General features: G+C 42.1%; 14 protein-coding genes and 1 pseudogene. 6 read left to right on the forward strand and 9 right to left on the reverse strand.

Annotated features, from left to right (window positions below):
• Positions 1-94 precede the first annotated feature (94 nt).
• Positions 95-547, forward strand: a complete 453-nt coding sequence (locus PJ15_RS08825; protein WP_004776331.1) for a PACE efflux transporter — start codon at positions 95-97, stop codon at positions 545-547.
• A gap of 66 nt (positions 548-613) precedes the next feature.
• Here the strand turns inward: PJ15_RS08825 and phoR are convergent, their stop codons facing one another.
• The 3 genes from phoR to PJ15_RS08840 all read right to left on the reverse strand — a co-directional run bounded on the left by phoR (position 614) and on the right by PJ15_RS08840 (position 3621).
• On the reverse strand, positions 614-1972 hold the full coding sequence (gene phoR / locus PJ15_RS08830) for a phosphate regulon sensor histidine kinase PhoR (protein WP_004776329.1): 1359 nt from the start codon (positions 1970-1972) through the stop codon (positions 614-616).
• 9 nt (positions 1973-1981) lie between these two features.
• The gene (phoB, locus tag PJ15_RS08835; protein ID WP_004776327.1) at positions 1982-2692 is read right to left on the reverse strand and encodes a phosphate regulon transcriptional regulator PhoB; all 711 of its coding nucleotides are present in this window, start codon (positions 2690-2692) and stop codon (positions 1982-1984) included.
• Positions 2693-2943: 251 nt separating this feature from the next.
• The gene (locus PJ15_RS08840; protein ID WP_004776325.1) at positions 2944-3621 is read right to left on the reverse strand and encodes a TetR/AcrR family transcriptional regulator; all 678 of its coding nucleotides are present in this window, start codon (positions 3619-3621) and stop codon (positions 2944-2946) included.
• 313 nt (positions 3622-3934) lie between these two features.
• Here PJ15_RS08840 and PJ15_RS08845 point away from each other — a divergent pair, with 313 nt between their 5' ends.
• Complete coding sequence (locus PJ15_RS08845) at positions 3935-4762, forward strand: SDR family NAD(P)-dependent oxidoreductase (protein WP_004776323.1); 828 nt, start codon at positions 3935-3937, stop codon at positions 4760-4762.
• A gap of 334 nt (positions 4763-5096) precedes the next feature.
• On the opposite strand, the gene PJ15_RS08850 is transcribed toward PJ15_RS08845, so the two are convergent.
• The 5 genes from PJ15_RS08850 to PJ15_RS08870 form a co-directional block, all read right to left on the reverse strand.
• Positions 5097-6464: an MATE family efflux transporter gene (locus PJ15_RS08850; RefSeq protein WP_004776321.1), complete on the reverse strand. Its 1368-nt coding sequence runs from the start codon at positions 6462-6464 to the stop codon at positions 5097-5099.
• Positions 6465-6563: 99 nt separating this feature from the next.
• The gene (locus tag PJ15_RS08855; RefSeq protein ID WP_047429948.1) at positions 6564-7718 is read right to left on the reverse strand and encodes a pyridoxal phosphate-dependent aminotransferase; all 1155 of its coding nucleotides are present in this window, start codon (positions 7716-7718) and stop codon (positions 6564-6566) included.
• A gap of 245 nt (positions 7719-7963) precedes the next feature.
• Positions 7964-9271, reverse strand: a complete 1308-nt coding sequence (locus tag PJ15_RS08860) for a DUF445 domain-containing protein (RefSeq protein WP_047429950.1) — start codon at positions 9269-9271, stop codon at positions 7964-7966.
• Between the two features lie 17 nt (positions 9272-9288).
• Entirely contained in the window at positions 9289-9846 is a 558-nt protein-coding gene (locus PJ15_RS08865; RefSeq protein WP_004776316.1) for a CC0125/CC1285 family lipoprotein, read from the reverse strand.
• Positions 9847-9882: 36 nt separating this feature from the next.
• Positions 9883-10422, reverse strand: a complete 540-nt coding sequence (locus PJ15_RS08870) for a DUF924 family protein (protein ID WP_047429952.1) — start codon at positions 10420-10422, stop codon at positions 9883-9885.
• Positions 10423-10691: 269 nt separating this feature from the next.
• On the opposite strand from PJ15_RS08870, the gene gshA reads away from it, so the two are divergent.
• From gshA to PJ15_RS08885, 3 genes and pseudogenes are all read left to right on the forward strand, one after another.
• The gene (gshA, locus tag PJ15_RS08875; protein WP_047429955.1) at positions 10692-12269 is read left to right on the forward strand and encodes a glutamate--cysteine ligase; all 1578 of its coding nucleotides are present in this window, start codon (positions 10692-10694) and stop codon (positions 12267-12269) included.
• A gap of 54 nt (positions 12270-12323) precedes the next feature.
• Complete coding sequence (locus PJ15_RS08880) at positions 12324-12830, forward strand: disulfide bond formation protein B (protein ID WP_047429958.1); 507 nt, start codon at positions 12324-12326, stop codon at positions 12828-12830.
• A 234-nt stretch (positions 12831-13064) separates the two neighbouring features.
• Positions 13065-13605: pseudogene (locus tag PJ15_RS08885) on the forward strand (hypothetical protein).
• Between the two features lie 48 nt (positions 13606-13653).
• Here the strand turns inward: PJ15_RS08885 and PJ15_RS08890 are convergent.
• The gene (locus tag PJ15_RS08890) at positions 13654-15000 is read right to left on the reverse strand and encodes a hypothetical protein (protein ID WP_004776311.1); all 1347 of its coding nucleotides are present in this window, start codon (positions 14998-15000) and stop codon (positions 13654-13656) included.
• Between the two features lie 261 nt (positions 15001-15261).
• Between PJ15_RS08890 and PJ15_RS08895 the strand changes: the two genes are divergently transcribed.
• Positions 15262-15852 carry a YqiA/YcfP family alpha/beta fold hydrolase gene (locus tag PJ15_RS08895; RefSeq protein ID WP_047429961.1) on the forward strand — a complete coding sequence of 197 codons (591 nt, stop codon included), beginning with the start codon at positions 15262-15264 and terminating at the stop codon, positions 15850-15852.
• Positions 15853-15866: the final 14 nt, after the last annotated feature.

Raw genomic sequence — 15866 nt, forward strand, 5'->3', positions numbered from 1 at the left:
CTTAATTCACTTGTCAGCTGTACTGATAACGATTGACTTTTTTTATCAAAATTAAAGCGTAAAATCCACTCATTATTTATTTCAAGGTGTTGTAATGCAAGGAACCAAGAGAAGAGTCACCTACGTCTTTTTCTATGAAGTTTTTAGCTTTTTTATCTGTGCAATGGTGCTGGCAGTACTTTCAGGTACCACCATTAGCCATACAGGGCCTTTGTCGATTTTAATTGCGGTCATCGCCGTAACAGTGAACTTTTTTTATAACTACGTGTTTGAGATGTGGGAAAAAACTCAAACGTCGAAAAAGCGTACCGTGTTGAGACGTGTTGCGCATGCGATTGGATTCCAGATTGTGCTGGTCATGATTTTGATTCCATTGATCGCATGGTGGATGCAAATCAGTTTAGTCAAAGCATTCTTGCTGGACTTCAGTTTGATGGTACTGATCCCATGTTATACCTTTGTTTATAATTACTTCTTTGACCATATTTTTGGCTTGCCAAGTCATTTAGTCGAGTCGACAGAGCTCAATGCGAAAGCAAGTAGTTGATTGGAATGATCCAGAATTAAAAAAAGCCGATCGAGAAGGATCGGCTTTTTTATTGAAGTTAAACATTTACAGCATTCGATAAAGACGTTCTTTGGGGAAGATCGCGGTAAAGGTTGAGCCTTCATTTTCTTTAGAGGTGATCTCTAGATGTGCGCCATGTTGCATGAGTACATGTTTTACAATGGCAAGTCCTAAACCTGTACCACCAGTTTGACGGCTACGCGCGCTATCAACGCGATAGAAGCGTTCAGTCAGGCGTGGTAAATGTTTTGGATCAATCCCGATACCGTTGTCCTGTACCGTAAAAGAGGCATGGTCACCTGCTTCATGCCAACCAATGGTAATGATGCCACCAGGCGGCGTATATTTAATTGCATTGGTAATTAAATTACTGAAAGCACTGGCAATTTCAATATCTGAGCCAATTAGGTCGCAATGGCTATCAATATCCAAATTTAAAGTATGACCATAATCAAGATTGTAAGCACGCGCATCATCAAAGATCTGGTTCATTAGATTTGCCATATCAATAATCTGATTTTTTGCGACTTTCTTATTATTTTCTAAATTTGATAACAACAATAAATCATTGACCAAGGCATTCATACGTTTGGTCTGGGACTGCATTTGCGTAAAAGCACGTTTCCAGCGCGGCGTAATGTCATCTTGATCGGTAAAGGTTTCGATATAACCACTGAGTACGGTCAGCGGTGTACGCAATTCATGTGAAATATTATCGACAAAGTCTTTACGCATTTGTTCCAGATTATGGACGCGCGTGGTGTCATGTGCGACCAATAAACGACTTTCTCCCCCAAAACGGGTGAGTTTGACGTGCACATAACGCTCTTCTTCCATCTGCGCTTGCAGACGAATCCCATCAGGGGATTGATCTGGGTTGTTAAAATATTCAATGAAACTTGGCTGACGTAAAATCGACAATAAGTTACGTCCGCGGTCGAGGGGACTAATACCCAATAGCTTTTCGGCTGCGGGGTTCCACCATTCGATTTGATGTTGGTCATCAATCAGAACCACGGCTTCTGCCAGAGCAACCAGAGAAGACTGGGCTCGGTCAATGAGACCAACCATTTCCGCTTGAACAATGCGTTCCTGACGTTGTGCACGATAAACATTGAACAGTAATGCACCCCAGATCCCGTTTAAGTTGGGCGGGACATCATAGGGGCGGTTTGAAATCCATTCATTGACCAGATAAAGCGAGCGGAGCTGCAGGGCGAAAAACACCACAAAAGCAATAAAAATACAGCTCCAAAAGTATCCAACCCCAAATCCAATTAAGCTTGCAATCAATAAGAAAAAAAGTAACAGTCTTAAATCTTGTTTTGCAAACGTCCATAAACTGCTGTAGCGAAAACGCTGGTGTTCACGTGCCAGTTCAGGGACGGGATAAGGTTCATACATAAAAGATTTTTAACCTACTGCTAAATCTGCTCGTGTCGAGAAGCGATAACCTGTGCCACGAACCGTTTGGACAAAGCGGTCAACACCAAAAGGTTCTAACACTTTGCGTAAACGACGGATGTGCACGTCAATGGTACGGTCTTCGATATAGACATTGCCACCCCACACTTGATCAAGTAACTGGGCGCGTGTATAAGCGCGTTCCGGGTGAGTCATAAAGAAGGCCAGTAAACGATATTCTGTTGGCCCCATATCTAAAATACTATTGCCAAAGCTAACACGCTGACTGACAGGATCCAGCAATAAGCCATTGGCATCAATCACTTTTTCACCGCTCAGTGCGTTGGCACGACGTAATACCGCCTTGATACGGGAAACCAGTTCACGTGTCGAGAAGGGTTTGGTCATGTAATCATCTGCACCTGCGTCAAGACCTTGAACTTTATGGTCTTCTTCACCGCGTGCAGTGAGCATGATTACAGGAATTTCAGACAGGTTCTCGTCGCGTTTAAGGCGACGGCATAAGTCTACACCACTCACACCACCTGGTAACATCCAATCCAGCAAGATAAGTGCAGGACGCTGATCAACGATAATCTGATGCGCTTGTTTGGCATCCTCAGCTTGTAAACATTGGAAGCCTGCCATATCCAAAGAGGTATGGATCATTTCGCGGATCGGTAACTCATCATCGACAATTAAAATATAGTCATCTTTCACAGCGCAATACCCTTAAATTCCGTAACGGTTTAACCGTTTTGTTGTTATGACAGGCTTATTACAAAGATTAATTATGACAATATCATTGCAAAAGAGGGAATAAAGTCGAATTTAGCAATAAATTGTGACAATTGTGGGGCAGCGCAATGACCAAATGATGACAACTTGCCTAGGTATAAAGCAAGTAAATTCATTGAGTTAATCAATTTGTCATGGAAGTGCTTTTCATGTCACAAAACTGTAAAACGATTTTAATTTTTTTGAGATGTTGTTTCGATAAAGGACAAAAACACAGCACAACAAGCTGAAAGCACATCTGCAAGCGGCTGTTTAAAGCCTTCTGAGACCCATCGAATAATAATATGGGTCACATAACCATTTAAGCCCGTTGCCATTAAAGACACTTCTTCGGTGCTTTGCGGCGCATTGGGCATGGTAATCATCACAAAGCCTTGAATAATACGGTCAAACTGAGTCAAGGTTTCCTGAATCGTGGCTTGATTATGCAGGTCCTGAACCAGCATGGCATCGATATAGATAATCCGTGCCATACGCGGATCATCTTTAATGGCGTTCAGGAGTGCTGATAAGCCTGCATTCACCATATTTTTAGGTTCAGGTGCTGCCATGAGTACAGCCTGAGTCAGACAGGTTTGCATTTTTTCGATCATTTTTAGAAACACAGTCTGAAAAAGATCTTCACTTTTCTTAAATGATTCATAAAAGTAGCGTTCAGTCAGCTTGGCTTCATTGCAGACATCTTTAACGGTCACCGAGAAAAAGCCATGTGTACCGTAAGTCGCAATACCCGCTTCAATCAGTTTTTCACGACGTGCTTCTTTGCGCTCAGTTAAAGAAAGACCCTTGAATTGTCGCTCTTTCACTGCTGTCTTTTTTTTCTTGTCTGTCGCTTGCTCTTGAGTTGCCATTGAAAAACCGTTCCCTAAAATTCTCTAAATCGTATATTTCGTGCTTTTTTACATTGCTGCCATGTGCTGTTGATCTAGCATAACTAAATTTTGAAAATATGCCTTGTCTCTTTTAAACATCTTCGATCAAGAATGTAAATAGGCCTATTATGACATGTTAGGTGTCGGTTATTGCCATTTGTCTTAAAGCTTGAGTGTACTATATTGACAACCTGTATTGTCAAAATTATATTGGTTACAGGTTAAACAGCACATGACAACGCATGATTGGGGCGAATATTGTGCATATCATTCGCAACACAAAGGATAGGCAATGAAAAATTTTAAAAATAAAGTCGCAGCGATCACGGGTGCTGGTTCTGGGATTGGACAACAACTGGCGATCTTGTTAGCGAAACAAGGCTGTCATTTATCGTTAAGTGATATCAATGAAAAAGGTTTGGCACAAACCGTTGAATTATTGAAGCAATACCCTGTAACTGTGACGACGAAAGTACTTGATGTGTCAAACCGTGATGCGGTAAAACAGTGGGCGCAAGAGACGGTACAGGATCATGGTTCGGTTAATATGATCTTCAATAACGCAGGTGTAGCACTTGGCTCGACCGTGGAAGGTGCAAGCTATGAAGATTTGGAGTGGATCGTAGGCATCAACTTCTGGGGCGTGGTGTATGGCACCAAAGAATTCCTGCCATTTATCAAACAAACCAAAGATGGTCATATCATCAATATTTCAAGTATCTTTGGTTTAACTTCGCAGCCAACCCAATCTGCATATAACGCAACCAAATTTGCAGTACGTGGTTTCACTGAATCATTACGTCAGGAGCTGGATATTGAGAAGGGCGGTGTCAGCTCTCTCTGTGTACACCCAGGCGGGATTCGTACCAATATTGCTAAAGCAGCGAAAATGAATGACAGCTTGAAGAGTTTGGGCATGGATCCGAGCAAATCAATCAAGCAATTTGATAAGTTCCTGCGTACGCCGCCAGAAGAAGCTGCACGTCAAATTCTGAATGCAGTGCAGAAGGATAAACGCCGTCTGTTAATTGGTACGGATGCACGTATTGTGGATTCTTTCCAGCGTTTATTCCCAACGGGTTATCAACGCATTGCAGCCTTTGCAACCAAGATGATGTAAGTCATTACAGCATAAAAAAGCCATTCTTTGTGAATGGCTTTTTTATATCTGTCAGAACAAGCAGATATTAAACAATCTGAGTTCGGTTGAATTCCTCTCTAATCTATTGAAAATGATTAGCTTGGTGGAATCTTGCCATGTTCTCACCCAATTTTAGGATCAGCCTGCGGCTCGCCCTACTTTTGTTTTGGCAAAAGTAGGCAAAACCATAGTCATCTACAAAACCTGTTCTATTCTTGGATTTATTAAAATATATCGCAAAAACATTATTTTGTTTACACCACGCAGGTTGTAGATGACGTTTCCGAGTACCATATTCAGCCTCGCGCTCAGGTTAAATCAGGACTTTGATTTTTGATTTCTTCCAGAAGAATTGATAATAAAAACCTTGGAAGATGCACAGACTCACGAAGGACAGCGCATAGGCAATCCAGATACCCGTTAAGCCCCACAATGAACTAAACCAATAGGCACAGGGTACTTCGATCAGGATAATGGTAAAAATATTGATCAGCATCGGGATATTTACAGTACCGCTGGCACGCATGATCGAGGCAAAAATTGCGCTGGCGCCAAAAAATAAAATTGACCACAACACAATAAAGAGCAATTGTTGTCCCAATACAATTACGCTGTGATCAGTAATAAACAGCGCCATTAAATATTTTGAGAATAAATAGGCCAGAACAATCAATGTTCCCGTAAACAAGAAATTCATGCCCAAAGCGGTACGAGTCACTTTGGCCAATAAATCAGGTTTACCTGCACCAATTGCTTGAGCCGCAAAAATCGAGGCAGCAATTGAAATCGACAAGGCTGGAAACTGAATATAGTTCAGCACCTGATTCACGGCACCATAGGCAGCGGTGGCGTGCGCGCCGTAATGGTTAATGAGACCAATAATCACCAGTCCCGCCAGTGACGTCGTGACCATCTGAATGCCTGTTGGAATGCCAAGTTTTAGAATTAATTTACTGAGCTCGGCATCGTGGCGGATATGTTGCAGTAATTGGCGATCTATCTTTAATGGATGATTTTTATGGTTCAGATAAACGGCTAAGAAAATCAGCACAAAGGCATAGCCCATAATGGTTGCAATCGCGGGCGCGACGATTCCCAATGCAGGGAAACCAAAATAACCTTTCAGTAAAACTGGCGTTACGGCTAGACCAATCAGGCTGGTCAGACTTAAGGCAATCAGGGGTGTGACGCTATCCCCGACACCGCGAAGAATCGAGGTATAAATAATATAAACAAACAACAGCGGACTACCGACCAGCATCCATTGCACATAAGGCAAGGAGAGGTGCATCACCTTTGGATCTGTACCCAATAATTCCAGAATATGCTTGGCAAATACTAGACCGAGCACCGCGATAATGCATCCGCCGATCATGGTCATAAATAAGGTCGAACCTATTACACAGCGGACTTTTTCAAGGTTTTGTGCGCCCCAGGCCTGTCCCACCAGTACGGTTGTCCCAGCAGAAATACCGATCACGAAGGCAAGCAAAAAGAACAGGATCGGGAAGAATACGGAAACAGCCGCAATCGCATCTACGCCCATCATTTGACCAACAAAGATGGTATTAATCGTTCCCGACAGGTTTTGTAAAATATTGGTGGCAATCAAAGGCACCAGAAACACAAAAAATGTTTTCCAGAGATTTGGTTGCATCACCAGAGGTTGACGTGGAGTCATTCAGTTTCCTTCACCCTTCATCCTGAAGCGTATCTATTTTTTCAACATACCATCATAAGCGATGCTGGGAACTTTATCGTTCGGTTTATTTTTTGTTGATCAACACTGTAGGAGGATTTCACCTGCACGTTGTAGTGTCTGATCAGTCTTGGCGAAGCAGAATCGGATCAAGCGCAGTGATTCTGGCGCTTGTCGGTAAAATACTGAAATGGGAATCGCCACGATTTTGTGTTGCTCCGCAAGGAACTGGCACATCTCAACATCATTTAGATCTGGACGAATGTTGCTGTAATCCAGATTCTGGAAATAGGTGCCTTGGGAAGGCAGGAATTGAAAGCGTGAGTCTTGAATGTGTGTATTAAACAGATCGCGTTTTGCCTGATAAAAATGAGGTAGCTCTTGGATATGTTCAGGGTGCTGTTGCATGTAATGGGCAAGGGCTAACTGGCAAGGGGTATTGCCACAGAAATTGGCAAACTGATAGATCTGGCGGAACAGACTCATCAGCTGCGGAGAGGCAACACAATAACCGGTTTTCCAGCCTGTGACATGGTAGGTTTTACCGAAAGAGCCAATCACAAAACTGCGTTCGCGTAATTCAGGAAATTGCAGTGCGCTAAAGTGCTTTTGTCCATCAAATACCAGATGTTCATAGACTTCATCTGATAGCACCACAATATTTTTATCTTGAATCAGTTCAATCAGTTGTCGCCAATCTTGTTCTGACCAGATTGCACCCGTTGGGTTATGCGGCGTATTCACAATAATCATGCGGGTTTTCGCATTGATACTGTCTTTGACTTTTTGCCAATCCACCTGAAAAGAGGGTGCTTCCAAGTTGATATGAATGGATTTTCCCCCAGCCAGTTGAACCGCTGGGGCGTAGCTGTCATAGCTAGGATCAAAAATGATCACTTCATCTTCTGCATGAATGCAGGCTTGAATGGCGCAAAAGATCGCGATGGTTGCGCCTGACGTGATGGTGATTTCAGTGGCAGGATTAAGTTGTATTTGATCGCGTTGTAAAAATTGTGTGGCGAGTTGTTCTCGTAAAGCCAGCACACCATCACCTGGTGGATATTGGTTATGGCCTGAGAGTGTAGCTTGGCTAAGCGCTTCAAGTAATGCTGGTGGAGCTGGGAAATCGGGAAAGCCTTGTGACAGGTTGAGGGCATTGAGGCGGTGTGCGAGTTCAGTCATTACGCTAAAGATGGTAATGCCTTGGCTTGGGAGTTTTGACTGAAGTTGCAACATCGGATGTCCTTTTTAATATCTAATTTCTTTTTTACGATGACTCTGCACAGCCTCATATGCTGTGAGAAATTATATGTAATTTGCATAGGCATGTTTTACTTTTCAAGGATGAAAAGTAACAAAAATCCTTTGTAGTGCTGACGGCCCATCCTTGAGGCCGCAGCACTACGGGCGGCATCCATGCCGCCGTCACGATAGTTGATCCCAACTTAAATTGAGCTAGAGAACTTTACGATTTGATTTATTTACAAAACATTTTCCACAATAGCACGTATAACACCGAGTGCTAAACCGATAAAAGCCCCGACAATCACGCCGTTAACACGGATCATATGCAAATCACCGCCAACCTCGCTTTCGATTTTGGCAATCATTTCACGTGAATCCCACTCATGGATGCGTTCACTGATATAACGAATGATCTTGTCGCTGTATTGCTCACTGAAATTGGTCGCCAAGCCGATCATTTTTTCATTTAACACATGACGTACTTTTTCATTTTGAATCAGGCTTTCACCTAGTTGCTGTATCGCCGCCTGTAAGTTAGTCGCAATTCCTGAATCTTCCTGCATTAAATCGGCCTTGATCGCATCACATAGAATCGCGACCGCACCACTGATAAAGTTCAATACTTGCGGACTATCCAGCAATGCATCTTTGCCACGGTTTAAACGTTGGCTGGCTTCGCTTTCGGTATCTGCCAGTTCCAGCATCAGATTATGTGTGGTTGTTTCAATATCCTGACGCCACGGATGATCAGGATTGGCCAGCATCGACTCAACTTTTTCAATCAGCGAGTCAATGGTACGTTGCTGGACATCAATCCCGATCCAGCTAGCGCCTTTGGCTAGTTTCCAGACACCAAGCTCTTGAAACAGTTTACGTGATAAATCGCGTGCTTCTTCAGGATGAGATACCATCCACTCATGTGCCAGATCCAGTCCGCGTTGTAATACATCCTGATGGAAATCATTTTCCAGCACCGCTCGTAGCATTTCACTGGCCAGCTTATTGACCTTGGTGCTTCTGACCCATTGCACACTGTTATTCTGGACAAAATGCGCAATTTGATCTTGGCTAACAAATTCAAAAATTCTTGGCACGGTGTGCTGAATCATCTGCACTACATGCTGATTATTTTTTGGATTGGCTAACCATTGTCCAACGGCCAAACTGATATCGGCATTTTGTAAGCTACGTTCTACAATTTGTGGTGATAAGAAATTTTCCTGCACAAAACGTCCCATCGACTCGGCAATACGGGCTTTGTTACGTGGGATAATTTCGGTGTGGTCACGCAATAATTTGGGTAGAGGCATTCTGCCAAAGGGATTACGGAACAAGACCGTGACCGCATACCAATCGGCTAAGCCACCCACCACGCCTGCTTCTGCGCCCAGCATAAAGATATGGATGAGCCATTTATATTCAGGGAGAAAATGCGCCGCAACCATTAAAGCAATCCATGACACCACGGCAATAATCAGGGCCATGGTGGCGAAGTATTTACTTCTTTGTAGGCTAGGTACGTGGATTTCTTCGACTGAACTCATTGAGCCATCCTTTTAACTTACTTTTTATTTTGAGGTGGTGCAGGCGGCTGCAACACTTCTCCTGTTGGACTCAAACCGTATTTTGGCCCCAAAGATTGCAAAATCAGTTGCGCATCAAAGGCATCTGGCGATTGCTGCTGAGTCTTGAAACACTCGATAGTATACGACACTTGAATTGGATCAATATTGACCACTTGTGGGGTATCGTAGAATGGATCAGGCCAAAAGGCTGGGTGACGACGATAGTAACCATATGGATAATACGACGGCGTCGGATAAATCACAGCCTGACGGGGTGCTTTATGACGGGCATTACTTGGGTCATCCACCACACTAAAATAACGGAAACCATTTTTAACGGTGGTTTGCGCTGCTTTGAGCAAGGTAATTTCCTCTGCTGTACCATAACTCAAATTGTTATCCGCCTGAAAACCGACACGGTAAGTTTTGTTATTTAACGGATAAGCGGTGAATTGACCGAGCTGGTCAAATGTTCTGGGTTTGGAAGGAACCGTTGCACACCCTGCAAATGTCAGTGCGACAAGGAGCGGTGTGCATATTAATAAAGATTTCATATGCTTTTCCTATGTTCAGTGCCGAGGGAGATCGACTTAAAAGCTACTATTCGGTTGTGTTAAAAATTCCAGTTCTTCTGGCGTTGAGGCTCGTCCTAAAATTTTATTTCGATGCGGATAACGTCCAAAGCGATCAATAATCACTTTATGCTTTTTCTCGAAATTTAAATTAATTTCATTGCCTAAGCGTTGGAATAATTTTAATGCAAATTCGTGGATGTGTTTGGATTCGCTATGCATAAAGGGCATATATAAAAATGAGCGCTGATCAGGACTGAGTTGAGCATCTAATTGTAGACTAATCGCTTCTTGTGACAGTGCCAGGGCCAGGCTGTCGTAAGCAAAGGCCTGTGCCTGATCTCGATATAAGTTTCGGGAGAACTGGTCAAGTACAATAATTTCAGCTAAACGGCCTTCAGGGGTTTTGCGCCATGACCAAAGTTCCGCCTGAGCTGCCTGACGATGAATCTCTTGAAATGACTCGCGAATTTTTGCATCAAAATCATCGCTTTTGGCAAACCAGAGTGAGCGGTGGTCAGGGTCAAACCAAAAATTCAGAATGTCTTGCGCTTGCATGGGCGAGCCTCCTCTAGAAGATTTATTTTTCAATAAAATCACAATTTCAGCGTGTCTTATGTAACAAGATTGTGATAAAAATTGCCAAACTAAACAGGGATTTCTGTCACAAGCATTTATGAAATGTTAACAGAGCCTAGATGACTAGATCATAATTGTCGTTATAATTGGCTGAGTCGAAGGGATTGGCATTGTCATGATGTCTGTATGGTCGACGAAGTCGCTACCTTTTATGTGGTCGGCTGATCTTGAATAAGCGAGCCTATAATATGAATCAACCCAGCACACTTACTTCCTCTGTGATACCAACTTGGGTAGATGCATCGCTATTAAAAGGGATGTTACGCGGGATTGAGCGTGAAAGTTTACGTATGCAAAGTAATGGATTTTTATCACAAAAAAATCATCCAGAAGCTTTGGGTTCGGCACTGACACATCCACATATCACCACCGATTATTCAGAAGCCTTGATGGAGTTTATTACCACTCCTCAAACGACGATTGCCGCAGCTTTAAATGAGTTAAGTGATATTCATAGTGTCGTGCATCAGCAACTGGAAGAAGGCGAACGACTGTGGCCTTTATCCATGCCTTGTATGCTGGACGATAACGAAGAAAATATTAAACTAGCTCAATATGGTTCTTCCAATATCGGTCGTTTTAAAACGCTTTACCGCCGTGGTTTGGGGGTACGTTATGGTCGCCGTATGCAAACCATTTCAGGGGTTCACTATAATTTATCTTTCCCTGACCAGTTATTTATTGCCTTACAGCAGCATGAGCAAGATGAACAATTAAAACAGCTCAGCCTGCAAGATTATCGTAGTCATCGTTATTTTGGCTTGATCCGGAATTTTATCCGCTTAATTCCTCTGGTCATGTATATGTTAGGCGCGAGTCCATCGGTATGTCGCTGTTTCCTGACAGGTCGTGAACATCATTTGCAGCCTTTGGTAAAAGGAACTTTATATTTACCAGAAGCGACCGCCTTGCGGATGGGACGCTTGGGTTATCAGAACTCGGCACAGAAAGAACTGGGGATTCACTACAATGACTTGCATGATTATCTGAATGGATTACAGAAAGCCGTGCATACCCCTTATCCTGCATTTACCGATTTAGGTTTAAATGATGAGCAGGGTGAGCCAATTCAGATCAATGATCATGTGCTCCAGATCGAAAATGAATACTACAGTCTGGTTCGTCCAAAACAGGTGCCTCAAGCAGGTGAAACACCATCTCAGGCACTGAAAAACCGTGGTGTTGGTTATGTTGAGTTGCGTGCTGTGGATGTGAACCCATATAGCGCGATTGGTATTGACGAGATTTCGGCTGGTTTTCTGGAAAGTCTAGCGCTCTACTGTTTATTGAATGACAGTCCAGATCTATTTGCGGAAGAGCAGGAACAGATTGATCGTAATCAACTTGAAGTGGTCAATCGTGGTCGTGCAGCAGATGCACATATTGAAGAAGGCTCAAATTCGATTGCATTAAAAGATTGGGCACAACGTCATTTAAATGCAATTCAAGGTTGCGCGATTTTATTAGATCAAATGGAAGATACGCATCTTTATCAGGATGCGATCCAGATTATGCAGCAGCGTTTGGACCATGTTGAAGAAACACTTTCAGCCCATGTGATTGCAGATACCTTACAACATGGTGGAACCTGGAACTTTGGGAGTGTGATGGCGCAGCAACACGTCGATCACTATGACCAGCATCCACTGAGTAAAGAAACCAAACAATACTTTGCGCAATTAGCGCAAACTTCATTGCAAAAACAGGCGCAACTTGAACAAGATAACGACATGAGTTTTGAACAATATCTTGCACAATATCGCTAGGGCCTGTTGAACGAGCAACAGGTCAGCAGACCCTAATATTTTAGAGGATTTCCCATGCGTTGGAATTACCGCTTAGTGAGTGCGTTGTTGGTACTGACGAGCATCATTGGTATCTCATTTGCGTTGTATTTAGAACATGTGCAAGGTTTGGATCCTTGCCCGCTTTGCATTTTCCAGCGCCTTGGCTTGATTGGAATGGGATTAATTGCACTGGTTGCATTTATTCATAACCCTGTTTCAAGTGCTTTCAAACGTTTTTATGCGTTCTTGGCGACCTTATCGATTGGCTGGTCGGTTGGCGTGGCAGCACGTCATGTCTGGTTGCAAAGTTTACCGCCAGATAAAGTGCCAAGCTGTGGTCCAGGTCTGGATTATCTGGTTGATGCCTTACCAATGAAAACTGTACTGCAAGAAGTACTTTCGGGTTCGGGTGAATGTGCGGTGGTGGACTGGACTTTCTTGGGACAATCACTACCAGTGTGGTCTTTCTTATATTTCAGTTTGATTTTATTGATCTGCTTATGGCAGTTATTTAGAAATTATAGTGTGGTTAAAAAATAAGAGACAACTATTTAGTTTCCCTAAAACCCGAAATATAGGATTTATATTTCGGGTTTTTTTAAATTTAATTAAACTAGTATTATTGCAGAGAGAGCTATAGAAGTTAGGGGGTTTATCTAAATGAGTTTCATTTTGGCAATAACTCTTAGATGAAATTTTTGACGTGATTATAAGGTATAATAATCTTTATATAATTTTAAAGCAGGATTTATGGATTTTAAGGAAATATGAGTCATGAAAATTAAAAAGATAATTATGGGATTAAGTTTATTATTAACCACAGGTTATGTATATGCAGAAAGAATGGCACAGTGCAAGAAATATTGGAATGAAGTTGCTGTACAAGTAAAAGTTTTAGAAGATACGGAATGTCCTAGTATCTGGGGAAAATAGCTTTAATAAAGATAATAAAAAATTAGTAAAAGAACTTGGTTTTAATTTAAAAGATAAAAACTGGATGTCTACAGGAACATGTAATCATATTTTATATAAAAATAAGAGTTATTATATTTACTGGTCTTATCTGAAGCATAATCAGAAAGATCTTATTATGATTTATAATGATAATAATTCATTCGCATATTCCAGAGAAATAGATCGTGCAAAGCTTAAAAAAGAAGACTTTAGAGTAGAAGACTCAGTAGATGTAAATTTATCTTGTGCAAAGTCAGGGAATGATCGCAATATTGTATCTGCGCTTAATGGATATTTATTTCAAGAAACATTAATCCGGAATATTTTTAAATATAGAGTTTACGATCAATTCAAAGAATAAAATCTTTCATTAATAAATAAGCCCAGCTATAAAGCTGGGCTTATTTATTTAGGTCTCAACAATCCCTTCTAAGTCATCAAAGGTATAATTGTTTGGTACATTGATCATATGTGTCTGTACTCCAGCTTCCACTTTTTCTCTCGCATCAGGATATAACCAACGCGTAATCTGCTCGGCGACACTGGAGTGATACTGAATTTCAAAATGATTCAGCCCATAAAAAACCGCTTTATGTGTGTCTGGTAGCTTAAGTTGAAAACGTGGATTTGGATGTTCACCCAAGGCACTTTTGACACTGACCAAATAATCACCAATCACAGAGAGCGCTTTATTACGAAGCTTCTCAAACTCTAAAGTTCCTGCAATCAGGAAAGTATTGATATGCGAAGGTAATGGTGCGGGCTTACGATTGTCATCTGCAAAACCAATACGTGCATCATTATGTTCCCAGTCATCATCACGAACGCTGCCGTGGCGCAGATCTAGGATGCCGTTACTGCGTACATTGACTAACTGACCAATCAGACTGATAAATGGAAATGCACCAAGTTTATCCTGTAAGACAAAGCCAAAACGTTCCAGTACTGCACCATGATGTGGCGAGCCAATACAGACGAGGTTCTCGACCATATGTACCCATTGATATAGATTCTGCTTGCCATAAAACAGGGCACTGCGAGAAACCAGTCCACCCATACTGTGTCCAATCAGGTCGATACTGGTAATACGTGGATTACGCTGTACCAGATCTTCGAGTGTGTTGGCAAAACTACGGCCATTGGCAGAAATTCGGCGCCCTGTGTTGTAGTTCAGATACAACATGGTGTTGTTGTCACGTTGAGCCAGCAGACGTTCCCCAATCCCGCCATAACGATGGTTAGACCAAGTTAGATGGTTCATACATAAACCATGTGTCAGGATCACGACACGGCCCGTCAGTTCTCCTTGCTGCAAAGACCCATAGTGGTCGTAAAGCACCATCGGCAATGCCATTGGATTATGTTGCTTTAAAAAGAAATCACCAAAAATGCCGTTCAATGCACCTACTGCAAAATGTAATGTCGGTGTCAGCGGTTTGTCATGCAGAATAGGGAATTTGGCGATAATGCGGCGTAAATTAGGGGCAAGAAAATGACTGCCGTATTTTTGTAGGGCCACATAGGAAAACTGGTAGAACTTTTGCAGTTGCGGGTGTTTTTGTAAATTCTTGGCTTTTTGTGCACTTAAACCGAGCGTTGTCCGTAATACCTCAGTTTGTACCAGTTGCACCAATTCGTGTACCCCGCTTAAGCTGGTACTGACGAGCTGGGCCAAACCCTCCAGAACATCTGCCTGACTCGGGGGCGTACGATCCCACTTGCAGTAGGTTTCATGCAGAGGTGTTAAACTTGGCATATTGATTTCCCCATCCTTGATATATACCGAAGGTTTGAAGTGATTCACGTTATACTATTTAGATAAACTACAACAAACGCTTACATCTTAAATCTTTCATAAGTAGTTTTTTTAGAATACTGATGAACGGAGTGCAGTATCGTTTTTTATGTCCGACAATATTGAGCTTATCTGTATTTAATATTGTTATTTGCATAACGATTAAGCAAAATAATGTGATTTATTTCACTATAAGTCAAGCCACTGTCTCTTTTGGTGCATATGCAAATTATTTATTTACATGGTTTTCGAAGTAGCCCGATGTCGATAAAAGGGCAATTATTGCAACAATATTGTGCAGGACTCGATCATGTTCATGTGCATTTACCTGATTTAAATCGGACACCTGATCAGGTACTTGCACAGCTTTCTCAGCTTATCGAAAGTTTACCACGTGATAAAGTGGTTTTGGTGGGAAGCAGTCTTGGTGGCTTTTATACGACATACCTTGTCGCAAAGTATGGCTGTCCTGCTGTACTGATTAATCCTGCTATGCAACCATGGCAATTATTTCAAGATTTATTCGGCATTGAACAAATCCCGCTCAAAGTCACTGAATCATGGACACTTGATACAGATCAATTGCAGCAATTACAATCGATTGCTGACACGAAGTTAAAGCATGCTGATAAAATTCTCGTGCTTTTGCAACAAGGCGATGAAGTCTTGGATTATCGTCAGGCTCAACGCTATTATAGTGCAGTTCATCCATCCTCATTGATTTTAACTGACGCTGGTGGTAATCATGCAATGGATGATTTTGAAGAAAAATTACCTTTAGTACTCGAATTTTTATCGGCAGCCCTCCAATAAGGAAGTCAGACCAA

Source organism: Acinetobacter sp. neg1 (genome assembly GCF_000788125.1).
Taxonomy (GTDB): Bacteria; Pseudomonadota; Gammaproteobacteria; order Pseudomonadales; family Moraxellaceae; genus Acinetobacter; species Acinetobacter vivianii.

Excerpts from the sequence above, each read along its gene's own strand:
- PJ15_RS08825 (WP_004776331.1), top strand. The coding sequence starts at position 95 with ATGCAAGGAACCAAGAGAAGAGTCACCTACGTCTTTTTCTATGAAGTT.
- phoR (WP_004776329.1), bottom strand. The coding sequence starts at position 1,972 with ATGTATGAACCTTATCCCGTCCCTGAACTGGCACGTGAACACCAGCGT.
- PJ15_RS08840 (WP_004776325.1), bottom strand. The coding sequence starts at position 3,621 with ATGGCAACTCAAGAGCAAGCGACAGACAAGAAAAAAAAGACAGCAGTG.
- PJ15_RS08845 (WP_004776323.1), top strand. The coding sequence starts at position 3,935 with ATGAAAAATTTTAAAAATAAAGTCGCAGCGATCACGGGTGCTGGTTCT.
- PJ15_RS08850 (WP_004776321.1), bottom strand. The coding sequence starts at position 6,464 with ATGACTCCACGTCAACCTCTGGTGATGCAACCAAATCTCTGGAAAACA.
- PJ15_RS08855 (WP_047429948.1), bottom strand. The coding sequence starts at position 7,718 with ATGTTGCAACTTCAGTCAAAACTCCCAAGCCAAGGCATTACCATCTTT.
- PJ15_RS08860 (WP_047429950.1), bottom strand. The coding sequence starts at position 9,271 with ATGAGTTCAGTCGAAGAAATCCACGTACCTAGCCTACAAAGAAGTAAA.
- PJ15_RS08865 (WP_004776316.1), bottom strand. The coding sequence starts at position 9,846 with ATGAAATCTTTATTAATATGCACACCGCTCCTTGTCGCACTGACATTT.
- PJ15_RS08870 (WP_047429952.1), bottom strand. The coding sequence starts at position 10,422 with ATGCAAGCGCAAGACATTCTGAATTTTTGGTTTGACCCTGACCACCGC.
- gshA (WP_047429955.1), top strand. The coding sequence starts at position 10,692 with ATGAATCAACCCAGCACACTTACTTCCTCTGTGATACCAACTTGGGTA.
- PJ15_RS08880 (WP_047429958.1), top strand. The coding sequence starts at position 12,324 with ATGCGTTGGAATTACCGCTTAGTGAGTGCGTTGTTGGTACTGACGAGC.
- PJ15_RS08890 (WP_004776311.1), bottom strand. The coding sequence starts at position 15,000 with ATGCCAAGTTTAACACCTCTGCATGAAACCTACTGCAAGTGGGATCGT.
- PJ15_RS08895 (WP_047429961.1), top strand. The coding sequence starts at position 15,262 with ATGCAAATTATTTATTTACATGGTTTTCGAAGTAGCCCGATGTCGATA.